This is a genomic window from Providencia sp. PROV130, assembly GCF_028482225.1.
Taxonomy (GTDB): Bacteria; Pseudomonadota; Gammaproteobacteria; order Enterobacterales; family Enterobacteriaceae; genus Providencia; species Providencia rettgeri.
Genome location: NZ_JAMPQC010000008.1, coordinates 1 through 14,924 on the forward strand (window position 1 = coordinate 1; position 14,924 = coordinate 14,924).

Annotated in this window: 14 protein-coding genes; 12 read left to right on the forward strand and 2 right to left on the reverse strand. The window is 43.1% G+C overall.

The window, feature by feature from the left end; all coding sequences use genetic code 11:
- From ftsY to rpoH, 4 genes are all read left to right on the forward strand, one after another.
- On the forward strand, positions 1-1,038 hold a 1,038-nt coding region (gene ftsY, locus PSF28_RS06910; RefSeq protein ID WP_272684819.1), incomplete at its 5' end, for a signal recognition particle-docking protein FtsY.
- A 6-nt stretch (positions 1,039-1,044) separates the two neighbouring features.
- Positions 1,045-1,710 carry a cell division ATP-binding protein FtsE gene (ftsE, locus tag PSF28_RS06915; RefSeq protein WP_210838014.1) on the forward strand — a complete coding sequence of 222 codons (666 nt, stop codon included), beginning with the start codon at positions 1,045-1,047 and terminating at the stop codon, positions 1,708-1,710.
- The gene (ftsX, locus tag PSF28_RS06920) at positions 1,703-2,680 is read left to right on the forward strand and encodes a permease-like cell division protein FtsX (protein ID WP_004258540.1); all 978 of its coding nucleotides are present in this window, start codon (positions 1,703-1,705) and stop codon (positions 2,678-2,680) included. Before ftsE ends, ftsX begins: the two co-directional genes overlap by 8 nt.
- Before the next feature lie 257 nt (positions 2,681-2,937).
- Positions 2,938-3,816 carry an RNA polymerase sigma factor RpoH gene (gene rpoH, locus PSF28_RS06925; protein WP_004908152.1) on the forward strand — a complete coding sequence of 293 codons (879 nt, stop codon included), beginning with the start codon at positions 2,938-2,940 and terminating at the stop codon, positions 3,814-3,816.
- A 109-nt stretch (positions 3,817-3,925) separates the two neighbouring features.
- Here the strand turns inward: rpoH and gloA2 are convergent, their stop codons facing one another.
- Both gloA2 and panM read right to left on the reverse strand, forming a co-directional pair.
- Entirely contained in the window at positions 3,926-4,312 is a 387-nt protein-coding gene (gene gloA2, locus PSF28_RS06930; protein ID WP_272683954.1) for an SMU1112c/YaeR family gloxylase I-like metalloprotein, read from the reverse strand.
- Positions 4,309-4,713 carry an aspartate 1-decarboxylase autocleavage activator PanM gene (gene panM / locus PSF28_RS06935; protein ID WP_210838018.1) on the reverse strand — a complete coding sequence of 135 codons (405 nt, stop codon included), beginning with the start codon at positions 4,711-4,713 and terminating at the stop codon, positions 4,309-4,311. Before panM ends, gloA2 begins: the two co-directional genes overlap by 4 nt.
- Before the next feature lie 379 nt (positions 4,714-5,092).
- Here panM and PSF28_RS06940 point away from each other — a divergent pair, with 379 nt between their 5' ends.
- The 8 genes from PSF28_RS06940 (at position 5,093) to PSF28_RS06975 (ending at position 14,658) form a co-directional block, all read left to right on the forward strand.
- Positions 5,093-6,202, forward strand: a complete 1,110-nt coding sequence (locus tag PSF28_RS06940; protein ID WP_004908157.1) for a branched-chain amino acid ABC transporter substrate-binding protein — start codon at positions 5,093-5,095, stop codon at positions 6,200-6,202.
- Positions 6,203-6,304: 102 nt separating this feature from the next.
- Positions 6,305-7,231: a high-affinity branched-chain amino acid ABC transporter permease LivH gene (gene livH, locus PSF28_RS06945; protein ID WP_210838020.1), complete on the forward strand. Its 927-nt coding sequence runs from the start codon at positions 6,305-6,307 to the stop codon at positions 7,229-7,231.
- A complete protein-coding gene (locus PSF28_RS06950) occupies positions 7,228-8,499 on the forward strand; it encodes a high-affinity branched-chain amino acid ABC transporter permease LivM (protein ID WP_210838021.1) in 1,272 nt (423 codons plus the stop codon). The genes livH and PSF28_RS06950 overlap by 4 nt, the downstream gene beginning before the upstream one ends.
- Positions 8,496-9,275: a high-affinity branched-chain amino acid ABC transporter ATP-binding protein LivG gene (gene livG / locus PSF28_RS06955; RefSeq protein WP_004908162.1), complete on the forward strand. Its 780-nt coding sequence runs from the start codon at positions 8,496-8,498 to the stop codon at positions 9,273-9,275. The genes PSF28_RS06950 and livG overlap by 4 nt, the downstream gene beginning before the upstream one ends.
- Entirely contained in the window at positions 9,275-9,976 is a 702-nt protein-coding gene (livF, locus tag PSF28_RS06960; protein WP_210838023.1) for a high-affinity branched-chain amino acid ABC transporter ATP-binding protein LivF, read from the forward strand. The genes livG and livF overlap by 1 nt, the downstream gene beginning before the upstream one ends.
- Before the next feature lie 637 nt (positions 9,977-10,613).
- On the forward strand, positions 10,614-12,281 hold the full coding sequence (gene hutU / locus PSF28_RS06965; protein ID WP_210839734.1) for a urocanate hydratase: 1,668 nt from the start codon (positions 10,614-10,616) through the stop codon (positions 12,279-12,281).
- Between the two features lie 56 nt (positions 12,282-12,337).
- Positions 12,338-13,522 (forward strand): CaiB/BaiF CoA transferase family protein, encoded by a 1,185-nt coding sequence (locus tag PSF28_RS06970; protein ID WP_272664365.1) that lies wholly within the window; start codon positions 12,338-12,340, stop codon positions 13,520-13,522.
- Positions 13,519-14,658, forward strand: a complete 1,140-nt coding sequence (locus tag PSF28_RS06975) for an acyl-CoA dehydrogenase family protein (RefSeq protein ID WP_272684820.1) — start codon at positions 13,519-13,521, stop codon at positions 14,656-14,658. The genes PSF28_RS06970 and PSF28_RS06975 overlap by 4 nt, the downstream gene beginning before the upstream one ends.
- Positions 14,659-14,924 lie beyond the last annotated feature (266 nt).

Below are 14,924 nucleotides of genomic sequence, written 5' to 3' on the forward strand. Positions count from 1 at the left end.
TTAGCGGAAGAGCAAGCCGCCGAAGATGCGAGAATTGCAGAGGAAGAAGCTGAAGCTGAGCGCTTACGTTTAGAAGAAGAAAAAAATAATTTACCAACAGAGCAAGAAAAACCTAAAAAAGAAGGTTTCTTTGCTAGGCTAAAGAAAGGGTTATTAAAAACTCGCCAGAATTTAGGTTCAGGTTTTTTTGGGCTGTTTTCAGGTAAAAAAATTGATGATGACTTATTTGAAGAGCTTGAAGAGCAGCTATTGATTGCCGATGTCGGGGTTGATACCACTCGCAAAATCATTGATAACTTAACGGCACATGCAAGCCGTAAAGAGCTCAAGGATGCAGAAGCGTTATATGGGAAATTGCGTGAGGAAATGTCTGATATTTTAGCGAAAGTGGATAAACCACTCGTGATTGAAGACAAAAAACCCTATGTTATTCTTATGGTTGGTGTTAACGGGGTCGGGAAAACGACAACAATTGGTAAATTAGCACGTCAATATCAGTCGGAAGGGAAAAGCGTCATGTTAGCCGCGGGGGATACTTTCCGTGCAGCAGCCGTTGAGCAACTTCAAGTATGGGGAGAGCGCAATAAGATCCCTGTGGTCGCTCAACATACTGGCGCAGACCCTGCATCGGTTATTTTTGATGCGATTCAATCAGCGCAGGCGAAAGGGGTTGATGTTTTAATTGCAGATACCGCTGGGCGCTTACAAAATAAATCGCACTTGATGGAAGAGTTGAAAAAAATTGTCCGGGTGATGAAAAAACTCGATGAAAATGCTCCCCATGAAATTATGTTAACGCTAGATGCAAGTACTGGACAAAATGCGGTAAGTCAGGCAAAACTTTTTGATGATGCAGTCGGTCTAACAGGTATAACTTTGACTAAGCTCGATGGCACAGCAAAAGGTGGCGTAATTTTCTCTATTGCCGACCAATTTGGTATTCCAATTCGGTATATTGGTATTGGTGAGGGTATTGAAGATTTACGTCCATTTAAAGCAGATGACTTTATCGAGGCTCTATTTGCCCGAGAGGAATAATTTTCGATGATTCGCTTTGAACACGTTAGTAAAGCTTATCGAGGTGGCCGCCAAGCACTCCAAGGGGTTGATTTTCATCTTCAACCTGGAGAAATGGCATTTCTAACAGGCCACTCAGGCGCAGGTAAAAGTACATTACTTAAACTGATTTGTGGAATTGAACGCCCAAGTGCGGGTCATATTTTATTCAATGGTCATGATATCAGCCGATTGAAAAATCGAGAGATCCCGTTTCTGCGCCGGCAGATCGGGATGATTTTTCAAGATCACCACCTGTTATTTGATCGAACGGTATATGACAATGTCGCAATGCCGCTAATCATTTCTGGTGCCAGTACCGAGGATATTCGTCGGCGAGTTTCTGCTGCATTGGATAAAGTTGGGTTATTGGACAAAGCGAAAAACCTCCCAATTCAGTTATCTGGAGGGGAGCAACAACGTGTCGGTATTGCCCGAGCGGTGGTGAATAAGCCAACGATGTTATTAGCGGATGAACCAACAGGTAACCTTGATGGTGAATTGTCTGAAGGAATCATGCGTTTATTCGAGGAATTCAATCGTGTAGGGGTGACCGTTTTAATGGCGACCCATGATATTGCATTGATTGAGCGTCGTAACTACCGTGTTCTTACATTGAGTGAAGGTCGTATGCTTGGAGGTCAACATGGCTAAGAATGTCCGTAAAAGTAAGCCGGAACGAGCCAAGCAATCGAAAAGTAAAGCATTAAAAGGCGGTTGGAAAGAGCAATGGCGTTATTCGTGGTTGAATGCGCTCGCTGACATGCTTAGACAGCCTTTGGCCACCTTTTTGACTATCATGGTTATTGCGATTTCACTCACCTTACCGAGCCTTTGTTATATTGTGTGGAAAAACGTTTCGCAAGCCGCGGAGCAATGGTATCCAACACCACAACTCACTGTTTATCTGGATAAATCTCTTGATGAACAAGGTGGGCAAAATGTAGTAACACAACTGCAGGCTCTTGATGGAGTTGACCATGTGAATTACCTTTCACGTGACCAAGCCATGAGTGAGTTTCGCAGTTGGTCTGGTTTTAGTACCGCACTCGATATGCTAGAGGAAAACCCACTACCTGCAGTCGCAATAATTACGCCTAAAATTGATTTTGAAGGTTCTGATGTATTAACAACACTGCGTGATAGAGTCAGTCAAGTCGATGGCATTGAAGAAGTTCGCATGGATGATAGCTGGTTTGCACGGTTAGCCGCGCTAACGGGTTTGGTTGGGAAAGTCGCTTCTGTCATTGGGATTTTAATGATTGTGTCACTATTCCTTGTGATAGGTAACAGCGTACGGCTTAATATTTTTGCTCGCCGCGATACGATTAATGTGATGAAGTTAATTGGTGCCACTGACGGGTTTATCATGAGGCCATTTTTAAATGGTGGCCTTGTATTGGGTGCATTAGGCGCCATTATTTCCCTAATTATGACCTTTCTACTTGTTTGGCAATTAGCGGACGGTGTGGCAAAAGTGGCCAGTGTATTTGGTACACAATTTCAGATTGAAGGGTTGTTATGGGAAGAGTCTTTATTGATTCTACTGTTATCCGCTATGGTTGGTTGGATAGCCGCATGGCTGGCAACACTTCAACATTTACGACACTTTACACCTGAGTAATGCGTTGTTTTCTCATCATTTTTATTAAAGAGTCATGATTTGATTATATCATGACTCTTTGATTCTATTGCAAATTTTCGTTAAAAATGAACTTAGTCTGAATTGTTTTGTCCTACATTGACCTACTGTTAACAAATTTTGTATATAATTTATTTAACGCGGTTAAACTGGTAGACTAAAAACGTTTACCTCATGGTTAACCAATGCGGTTATCAATACAAACTAATCTGTTTCCTATTATTTTATTGAGGATCTGAATGACCAAAGACATGCAATCATTAGCTCTTGTTCCACAAGGAAGTATTGAAGCCTATGTTCGGGCTGCTAATGCTTACCCGATGCTCACCGCTGAGGAAGAAAAGGAACTTGCTGAACGGCTGCATTACCATGGTGATCTGGATGCTGCAAAGCAACTGATCTTATCGCACTTGCGCTTTGTTATTCATGTTGCTCGTAGTTATGCAGGGTATGGTTTACCACAAGCTGACCTAATTCAGGAAGGTAATATCGGCCTGATGAAAGCGGTGCGTCGTTTCAATCCTGAGGTTGGCGTTCGTCTTGTTTCCTTTGCGGTTCACTGGATCAAAGCTGAAATTCATGAATACGTTTTACGTAACTGGCGTATTGTCAAAGTCGCGACAACAAAATCGCAGCGTAAGCTATTCTTTAACTTAAGAAAGAATAAAAAACGTCTTGGTTGGTTTAACCAGGATGAAGTTGATATGGTTGCCCAAGAGTTAGGGGTAAGTACTAAAGATGTGCGTGAAATGGAATCACGTATGGCTGCACAAGACATGGCATTTGATATGTCAGATGACGATGACAGCAGTGATTTTGGTGGTCCTGTAGCCCCAGTCTTATACTTACAAGACAAAGCATCAGACTTTGCCGGTTCAATTGAAGATGATAACTGGGAAAGCCATGCAACTGACCGTTTAGCAGATGCGTTGGACTCTTTGGACGAGCGCAGTCAGGATATCATCCGAGCTCGTTGGTTAGACGATGACAACAAAACGACGTTGCAAGAACTCGCTGATAAATACGGTGTTTCTGCAGAGCGTGTTCGTCAGCTTGAAAAGAACGCCATGAAAAAGTTACGTTTGGCGATGGAAGAAGACGAAGATAGCGAAATGTAATTTATTACTGGCTAATTCGTTGTTCACTAAAATTATCTGCATTTATTACCCATTAAGAGGTGGATAAATGCAGATAATCATTTCTACTTTTACATTTTTAATTGTTCGATTAATCACCGTATAACTCTAGCGGTAAGCCATCGGGATCTGTGAAAAATGTAAAACGCTTTTGGGTATAGGGGTCGATGCGTATGGCCTCACAAGCCACACCTTGCTCAGTTAAATAAGTGACCCATTTATCTAAATCATCAACACTGAAGGCTAAATGACGCAGCCCTGTGGCTTCGGGATAACTCAGCCTCGCTGGTGGATTAACAAAACTGAATAATTCAATTTGGTAATATTCACCAAAGGCTAAGTCCGCTTTCCATGAATTATTGGCTGGGCGGTAATGTTCTTCAAGTAGATTTAAACCCAAAATACGGCAATAAAAATCCTTACTGACCTCAAAATTGGATGCGATAATAGCAACATGATGAATTTTATTTAACTTCATGCTGTTTTCTCCCATATATCAGGTTGCGTGGTGGTATTGAAGCCATTAGCAACCAAGAATAGTCGCATCGCTTCTTTTTCTTGTAGCGCGACCTCGCTAATATCAAATTTCCATAGTGTAACGTCAGGGATGGCTTGGCAAATTTCTTCTAATAAATATGAGCCAACACCGCGTCGGCGAGTGACCTCTCGTACACAAAAATCCTGCAAAGTGGCAGTGTTATGACCCACAGTCACTTTTGCGGCTCCAAGAAGGCGCTCGTTAAAACGAGCGGCATAGAATAGATCACCTGATTTACACATTTTGGCTAGTTCAAAAGGGCTCTGGTCAGGCCAGATTTTATGTAAGTCCAGATATTGTTGCTCAGTAGGATTGACCAGCGAGATAATAGTGAGTCTCATGATATTTTGTTTGTTTCCCTGTAAGAGTTGCAGTCACTCATCCTGCCAGAGTGATCTACAACCGATTTTTTGATTTTAGAGAGAAAAATTTGGTGATACTTAATTTTCCGAATTTCACTCGGATTAATTTAAATTTAACCAGAATATAACACTAGTATTTACAAAAAACCTACTTTAACACATCAGTTTTTTATTCTGCTTCTAATGTAAAAACCTACCATATCCATTTGCTATTTAGCATAATTATCTTGTTTAATGTTATGAAATATATAGCCTTATTCGCTGTATTTTGAAATCTCAGGCATTGTACCTGTCAACTATAATAATCTACTACAAATCAAACACAAACACTCAGAACCATGAAGACGGGGACGATAAAATGAAGAATATGAATAAAGCATTACTAGCGGGCTGTATTGCGATGGCATTCAGTTCAGCAGGATGGGCAAAGGAAATTAAAATAGCGGTTGTTGGTGCGATGTCAGGGCCTGTAGCTCAATATGGTGATATGGAATTTACAGGGGCACGCCAAGCGATCGCAGATATTAATGCTAAAGGTGGCATTAATGGAAACACATTAGTGGCAGTAGAATATGACGATGCCTGTGACCCGAAACAAGCGGTTGCAGTGGCAAATAAAGTGATTAACGATGGTATCCGCCATGTTATTGGGCATTTATGTTCCTCTTCAACACAGCCAGCATCCGATATTTATGAGGATGAAGGTGTCATTATGATCACCCCAGCTGCAACTAATGCGGATTTAACCACACGTGGTTATCAAATGGTCCTGCGGACAACCGGTTTGGATTCGGACCAAGGACCCACTGCAGCTAAATTTATTATGGAAGATATCAAACCAACTCGTATTGCTGTTGTTCACGACAAACAACAATATGGGGAAGGTTTAGCCCGTTCTGTACGTGAAAGCCTCAATAAAGCTGGCGTTAAAGAAGTGATGTTTGAAGGAGTAACGGCGGGTGACAAAGACTTTTCCGCTTTAGTAGCAAAATTGAAGAAAGAGAATGTTGATTTTGTTTACTTCGGGGGATATTACCCAGAAATGGGGCAAATTTTACGCCAAGCGAAGCAAGCTGGCTTGAATATTCGCTTTATGGGGCCTGAAGGCGTCGGTAACTCTTCATTATCAAATATTGCAGGTGATGCCTCTGAAGGTATGTTGGTAACATTACCAAAACGTTACGACCAAGTTGCGACTAACCAACCAATTGTTGATGCCATTAAAGCGAAGAAAGAAGACCCAACAGGGCCATTTGTTTGGACAACTTATGCAGCTATCCAAGGTTTAACGACGGCAATGGAACGTACTGGTAGTATCGAGCCTGAAGATTTAGTGAAAGACCTGAAAGCAAATCCGGTCGAAACCGTCATGGGAACATTAAGCTGGCAGCCAAACGGTGACCTGAAAGGGTTTGAGTTCGGTGTATTTGAGTGGCACAAAGATGGGACTTCCACCTCTGTAAAATAGTACTCAGCAGTGTTCCAGCATAGCGAATAAGAACCGGAAGTAAGTCACTTGCTTCCGGCTTCTGTTCTCTATAGAGGACAAGTAGTTCGAAAGGATAGTCTTATGTCAGATCAAATTCTGTATTTTATTCAGCAACTTCTGAATGGTTTAACCCTTGGCAGTACTTATGCACTGATAGCTATCGGTTATACGATGGTGTACGGCATCATTGGGATGATTAACTTCGCCCACGGTGAAGTGTACATGATTGGTAGCTATGTCTCTTTTATTGTGATCGCAGGCTTAATGATGCTTGGGATTGATATCGGCTGGATCCTTGTTGCTGCGGCCTTCATTGCGGCAATTGTGGTCTCTAGTGCCTATGGTTGGAGTATTGAACGGGTTGCTTATCGGCCTGTCCGCCATTCAAAACGCTTGATTGCGCTGATCTCTGCGATCGGGATGTCTATATTTCTGCAAAACTATGTCAGCTTATCGCAAGGCTCGCGTGATCTAGCTTTACCTAGCTTAATTTCAGGGCAATGGATCTTGGGGGAAAGCGATGGCTTTGAAGCAACCGTCACTAAGATGCAATTAACTATCTGGGTTGTTACGGTTCTTGCCATGGTGGCTTTAACGTTATTTATTCGTTATTCAAAAATGGGCAGAGCCTGCCGAGCCTGCGCAGAAGATCTTAAAATGGCCAGCTTATTAGGCATTAATACCGATCGCGTCATTTCATTGACTTTCGTTATCGGTGCTGCAATGGCTGCTGTGGCTGGTGTGCTATTGGGGCAATTTTATGGTGTGATTAATCCCTATATTGGTTTTATGGCAGGAATGAAAGCATTTACTGCGGCGGTATTAGGGGGGATTGGGAGTATTCCCGGCGCCATGTTAGGTGGTTTAATCTTAGGCGTTGCAGAAGCGATGACCTCTGCATATTTAAGTACAGAATATAAAGATGTTGTGTCATTTGGTTTATTGATTGGTGTGTTGTTAATCATGCCAACCGGCATTCTGGGACGCCCGGAGGTCGAAAAAGTATGAGAAAAGAAAATTGGATTAATGCCATTGTGGCTTCAGTGACTTTTTTCGTATTGGCACTGTTCATGATGGGGTTGCAGCTCGCTCTTGATGGCACAAAACTGGTTGTTACGGTTGGGGATTCTGTGCGTTGGAACTGGATCATTGCGGGTATTATTGTCATCTTTGTTTATCAGTTGGTTCGTCCGGCATTAAGTAAAGTATGGCAAGGAGTTCCTAAGAAGGCGTGGGCTATTCCTGATTTTGATGGTTCGACAGCCAAGCAAAAGATTCTTGCGGCTGTAATTATTATTGCTGCAATTATTTGGCCATTTATTGTTTCTCGCGGAAGCGTAGATATTGCTACCCTGACATTAATTTATGTAATGTTAGGCTTAGGGTTAAATGTGGTTGTTGGGTTATCCGGCTTACTAGTTCTTGGGTATGCCGGCTTTTATGCCATCGGTGCTTATACTTTTGGTTTATTAAATCATTACTATGGTTTTGGCTTCTGGGAAAGTTTACCGATTGCAGGGTTAACCGCTGCGTTAGCCGGCTTTTTATTGGGATTCCCTGTTCTAAGGTTGCGGGGGGACTATCTTGCAATAGTGACGCTTGGCTTTGGGGAAATTGTTCGTATTTTATTACTGAATAATACCGAAATCACTGGCGGGCCTAATGGGATCAGCCAATTACCGAAACCGACTTTTTTTGGCTTGGAATTTAGCCGTACTGCAAAAGATGGCTGGGATACCTTCCATAACTTTTTTGGCTTAGATTACAGCCCTGGTGACCGTATTATTTTCCTGTATTTTGTTGCCTTGTTATTAGTAGTCTTAACCTTATTTGTTATCAATCGCTTACTGCGTATGCCATTAGGTCGTGCATGGGAAGCATTGCGCGAAGATGAAATTGCTTGTCGCTCATTAGGGCTAAGCCCGACTCGAATAAAATTAACCGCATTTACTATCAGTGCAGCCTTTGCGGGGTTTGCAGGGACGTTATTTGCCGCCCGGCAAGGGTTTATCAGCCCAGAATCTTTTACCTTTGTGGAGTCGGCATTTGTGTTAGCCATTGTCGTTTTAGGGGGAATGGGCTCACAAACTTCCGTGATTTTAGCCGCAATTATCTTAGTCGTATCACGGGAAATGATGCGTGACCTTAATCAATACAGCATGCTGTTATTAGGGGCGCTGATGGTACTGATGATGATCTGGCGACCACAAGGCCTATTACCGATGAAACGCCGTCAAATGCAGGTGAAAAAAGTCCCTGAAGGGGAGGGCGTATGAGCCATATAACAACGCCTTTGCTACAAGTTAATGGCTTAACAATGCGTTTTGGTGGGTTACTTGCCGTCAACAATGTTGAGTTAACTATTAATCAAGGGGAAATAGTTTCACTGATTGGCCCGAATGGGGCGGGTAAAACCACCATTTTTAACTGTTTAACGGGTTTTTATAAGCCAACCAGTGGCACAATTTTATATCGTGAAAAACATCTTGAAGGGCTGACAGGGCAGTCTATTGCCCGCCTTGGTGTCATCCGAACATTTCAGCATGTGCGGTTATTTAAAGAAATGACGGTGATTGAAAATTTACTTGTGGCGCAACATCAACATTTAAAAAGTGGCATTTTTTCTGGGCTATTGAAAACCCCAGCGTTTCGTCGGGCAGAGGCTGAAGCGCTTGATAATGCGGTAAAATGGCTTGAGCGTGTTGATTTACTCCCCTTTGCCAATCGACAAGCGGGTAATTTAGCCTATGGGCAGCAACGTCGGTTAGAAATAGCTCGCTGTATGGTCACTCGCCCTGAAATATTAATGCTAGATGAACCTGCAGCAGGTCTTAATCCTAAAGAAACCAATGATTTAGATGACTTGATTGCCGAGTTACGAGCTCATCATAATGTTTCAATTCTCTTAATTGAACATGATATGAAATTAGTCATGGGAATTTCAGATCGCATTTATGTCGTGAATCAAGGAACGCCATTAGCGAATGGGACACCGAGTGAGATCCGTCAACATCCTGATGTGATAAAAGCCTATTTGGGGGAAGCTTACTGATGCTAGAGTTTAAAAAAGTTTCTACCCATTATGGAAAAATTCAAGCACTACATGAAATTAGTTTGAATATCCAAAAAGGTGAAATTGTGACCTTAATTGGAGCAAATGGTGCAGGGAAAACCACCTTGCTCAGTACGCTTTGTGGCGATCCACGTGCATCGGAAGGCCAAGTCATCTACCGAGGCGTGGATATCACCCAATTGCCCACTTCGAAAATTATGCGTGAAGACATTGCATTAGTACCCGAAGGGAGGCGTGTATTTTCTCGTATGACAGTGGAAGAAAATCTCGCAATGGGGGGCTTTTTTGCCGATCGCCAACAGTACCAAGAACGTATTGAGCGAGTTTATAAGCTATTTCCAAGGTTGTATGAGCGTCGAAGCCAACGTTCAGGAACTATGTCTGGCGGTGAGCAACAAATGCTAGCGATAGGCCGTGCTTTAATGAGCCAGCCAGAGTTACTCTTACTTGATGAGCCATCCTTAGGCCTTGCTCCCATTATTATTATGCAAATTTTCGATACAATTCAACAGCTACGTGAAGAAGGAATGACGATTTTCCTTGTCGAACAAAACGCCAACCAAGCGTTGAAACTCGCAGACCGTGGCTATGTGTTGGAAAATGGGCATATTGTGTTGGAAGACAGTGGACAAGCGTTATTAGCTAATGAGGCAGTGCGGAGTGCTTACCTAGGCGGCTAAAATTTTCATCATACTTCACGCTGTGGCGTTGTTGGCTTCACTCGGCTACTTGGGTCACATACTTATGTATGCTCCCCAAGCTATCCTCATTTTGCCGCCTAGCCACAACGCGAATGATTTAGAAAATTAAATCATCATTCACTTTTTCTGATTGCTCGGGTTATCTGTTGATGCAGGTAGCCCGTTTTTGTTTCTGATGTATTCCATTTTGAGCTGTTTGGCATGGGTTTTCTCTCTATACATCGTTGCAATGTTCTGTGAAGCGACTCGCAATTTCGCTATTTACTTGTTTCTATGCATAAAAACAAATGTATATACAAATTTTTCTCTAGAAACATACAGCTACTTGTTGTTGTATAACTTCTCTTGTGTTCCAACCTTCACACTTCCTATAAAATTTCAAATTTAAATGTATATACTTTGTGAAGTAAATGTATATATATTTGAGTCATAGATAAACAATCTCAATGAATAGATAGTCTCGAGTAAGTTGATATTAAATTAATCCATTGATTTTAAATCAAATAATTAATTTTAAAACACAAGTGCATCGCCACTAACTGGGTATCTCGCAGATTATTATAAATAAAATTGTTAATTTAACGTTAATTAAAAATGGATGATAGGGGATACAACCATGTTAAATCGTACTGACTCAACTCGAGTGATCCGCGCACCACGTGGCAGTGAGAAAACCTGTAAGAGCTGGCTGACAGAAGCGGTATATCGCATGATCCAAAATAATTTAGACCCTGATGTCGCTGAGCACCCTCAAAGCTTAGTGGTCTATGGTGGTATCGGTCGTGCAGCACGTGATTGGGAATGCTATGACAAAATTTTAGATGTGCTGACCACATTGGAAGATGACCAAACTTTACTCGTGCAGTCAGGTAAACCCGTCGGAGTGTTCCCTACCCATCCAGATGCGCCGCGTGTATTGATCGCAAACTCAAATATTGTTCCTCACTGGGCGAATTGGGAGCACTTCAATGAGTTAGATCGTAAAGGCTTAATGATGTATGGCCAAATGACGGCCGGTTCTTGGATCTATATTGGTTCTCAAGGGATCGTCCAAGGCACCTATGAAACGTTCGTTTCACTGGCCAAACAACACTTTAATGGTAACGCAGCAGGGCGTTGGATCTTAACGGGCGGTTTAGGTGGAATGGGCGGAGCACAGCCATTAGCAGCAACCATGGCGGGTTTTAGCATGATAGCGGTCGAATGCGATGAAAGCCGTATCGATTTTCGTTTAAGAACCCGTTATGTGGACAAAAAAGCGACGACATTAGATGAAGCACTACAATACATCGAGGAAGCCAAAGCAAGTGGCCAGCCAGTTTCTGTTGGGTTATTAGGTAATGCGGCTGATGTTTATAGTGAACTGGTGAAACGCAATATCACCCCTGATTCCGTCACTGACCAAACTAGCGCCCATGACCCTGTACACGGTTACTTACCACAGGGTTGGACACTTGCCCAATGGCGTGAAAAACAACAAACCGCAGCTGCTGAAGTGACCAAAGCAGCGAAAAAAAGTATGGCAGTCCAAGTGGATGCGATGTTAACGATGCAAAAGCGTGGCTCAGCAGCTTTTGACTACGGCAATAATATTCGCCAAATGGCAAAAGATGAAGGCATTAGTAATGCTTTTGATTTCCCAGGTTTTGTTCCTGCTTATATTCGCCCTCTGTTTTGTGAAGGTATTGGTCCATTCCGTTGGGTCGCGTTGTCAGGTGACCCTGAAGATATCTATAAAACAGACCAAAAAGTAAAAGAATTATTACCAGATGACAAACACTTACATAATTGGCTCGATATGGCACGTGAGCGTATCGCATTCCAAGGGCTTCCTGCACGTATTTGTTGGGTAGGCTTAAAAGACAGAGAAAGATTAGGCCGTGCTTTCAACGAAATGGTGAAAAGTGGTGAGTTAAAGGGCCCAATTGTGATCGGCCGTGATCACTTAGACTCAGGCTCTGTGGCTAGCCCTCACCGTGAAACGGAATCCATGAAAGATGGCTCTGATGCGGTATCAGACTGGCCTTTATTGAACGCACTATTAAATACCGCAGGTGGTGCAACATGGGTCAGTTTACATCACGGTGGTGGTGTCGGCATGGGCTTCTCACAACATTCAGGCGTTGTCATTGTGTGTGATGGAACGGACGCTGCTGATAAGCGTTTAGCTCGTGTTTTACATAATGACCCTGCAACGGGCGTTATGCGTCATGCAGATGCAGGTTATGACATCGCCATTAACTGTTCGAAAGAGCAAGGCTTGAACTTGCCGATGGTGAAGTAATGTCGTGTGCCAGCTGAAGTAGAGCTGGCATCTTTCTGGAATAGAAGGAATTCAGTATGAATGCTGCGTTAACTCAGAAAAGACAAGGGCCACTGGCGGGGATCAAAGTGATCGATTTAAGCCGTGTGTTAGCAGGCCCTTATTGCACAGGCATGATGGCCGATCTTGGTGCTGAAGTGATCAAAATTGAAGTGCCCAACCACGGTGATGATAGCCGCCATTTAGGGCCATTCATTGATGGGGAAAGTGTTTATTACGGTTTAATTAACCGAGGTAAACGCAGTATTGAATTGGATCTTAAAGCGGATGAAGACCGAGCGATTTTATTCCAGCTAGTCAAAGAAAGTGATGTGGTGGTTGAAAACTTTCGTCCTGGTGTGACTCAACGACTCGGTATCGATTTCGAGAGCCTAAAGCAGCACAACCCTAAATTAATCTACGCCAGTATCTCTGGATTTGGGCAAAACAGCCCACTCGCCAGTTATCCCGCTTATGACATCGTGGCACAAGCGATGTCAGGCCTAATGAGTGTCACTGGTTTCCCAGAAACAGGGCCTACACGCAGTGGTGAGTCAATTGGCGATGTGTGTGCAGGGATGTTTGCCTCATGGGCGATAAGCAGTGCGTTATTTGCGAGAGAGCGTCATGACGAAGCGGCACAGTATATTGATGTAGCGATGGTGGATGTCTTACTGAGCATGCAGTTAACTGGGCTTTCAAACCTATTTGCTCATGATAAGGCTCCGAGCCTAGTGGGTAACCGCCATCCAGTATCTACGCCATTCGATACTTATCAGGCAAAAGATGGCTTAGTGGTTATCGCGATTGCGAGTGAAAAGCTATTCCAACGTTTTTGTGAATGTATGGAAAAATCGGAGTTATGTCACGACTCACGCTATCTTAATGACCCGAGCCGAACACAGCACCAAGCTGAACTTAGAAAAGAGATCGAAAGTTGGACACGCCAAAAAACCGTTGAAGAGGTATGCGACATTTTATTAAATGCGGGCGTTCCTGCTTCACCAATTCATAATTTACACCAAGCAACACAAAGTGAGCATGCCCAAGTGAGGCAAGTTCTGACGCACCTGAATGATGGGGGAACGCCTTTGGTTTCTCAACCGGTTTTTTTCAATGGGAATAAACCTCATTCGACCCGCCGTGCACCAAAATTAGGTGAGGCAAACTTAGTGTATAAGCCAGCGAGAACAACCATTAAAAATGCGGAGACGATGCAATGAGTTTTGATATTAATGAAACAGAACAAGCGGTTGTGGATGCGATAGAAAAAGTTTGTCATGACATTTTACAGCCGAATGCACAAAGATACGATGAGACAGAAACCTTTTGTGCAGAAAGTTTACAAGCGTTAGGAGAAATGGGCTGTTGGGGAATTAATTTACCTGAGCAGTATGGCGGTTTTGGTATTGGCAGTGTGGCGATGAGTCAGGTAGTCGAAGCTGTTGCTGCCGCTTGTGCTTCGACTTCATCGGCTCTAACGGCACATTTTTTGGCGACAGATTCAATTTTAATTGGTGGTACCGAAGAGCAAAAAAATTATTGGTTACCAAAAGCCGCTGCTGGGGAGCTATTAGGCGCATTTGGCTTAACTGAGCCGGCTGCGGGTTCTAATCCTGCAGATATGCGAACCGTGGCAACTCGTGAAAATGGTGGCTGGCGTATTCGGGGTAATAAACACTATATTACTAACGCCAAAGAAGCCGACTTTATTGTGCTATATGCGAAAACGGATATAGAAGCGGGAGCCCGTGGGATCAGCGCATTTATGATCCCTAAAGGCACGGAAGGTGTGGCATTTTCTCAACCTGAAAAAACGATGGGATTACGGGGGAGCACGATTTATGAATTAGCACTGAATTGTTGGCTACCGGAATCGGCATTACTGGGAGAGGAAAATAAAGGGTTCCATACCGCGATGGAAGTTTTAGATAAAGGGCGTGTTGAGGTGGCCGCAACATCCCTTGGTATTGCTCGCGCTGCGATGGAAAGTGCTTTAGGTTGGGTAAAAGAACGCCAAATTGGTAAAAAACCATTAGCCGCATACCAAGGAACTCAATGGCGTATTGCGGATATGCATACCCAGTTGGAGGCCGCTCGTATGTTGACTTGGCAAGCTGCCGAATTGCGTGATTCAGGGGAGCGTTTTAGTTTGCAATCTGCGACGGCGAAATTGTTTGCCGCTGAGTGCGCGGGTTTTGTTACAGATGCAGCATTACAGCTTCATGGTGGCTACGGCTATATTCGTGACCTTCCCCTTGAACGTTATGTGCGTGATGCACGGATTTTACGGATTTTTGAAGGCACGTCAGAAATACAAAAAATTATTATTTCACGTGCCGTTTTAGATGCCCACTAATTTATTTTAAGTATTGAGCGAGTAAGCGGGACAGGCGTTTACTGGTTTATGGAGCACCATAGGAAGCACTACCTGACAACAGGATCATGGAATTAAAAACACAACAACAATCAGGTTTAAGAATGTATTTCAATTAGTTATTTAGGGTGAATAACAGATAAAACATCACCCAGCGTAATGCTTAATAACTGTACCTTACAACTGTAGTTATTGCGGTTCCATTACGATTAATTGGTTCATTCTTTAAGCCAGCCTTGCTTAAAGAG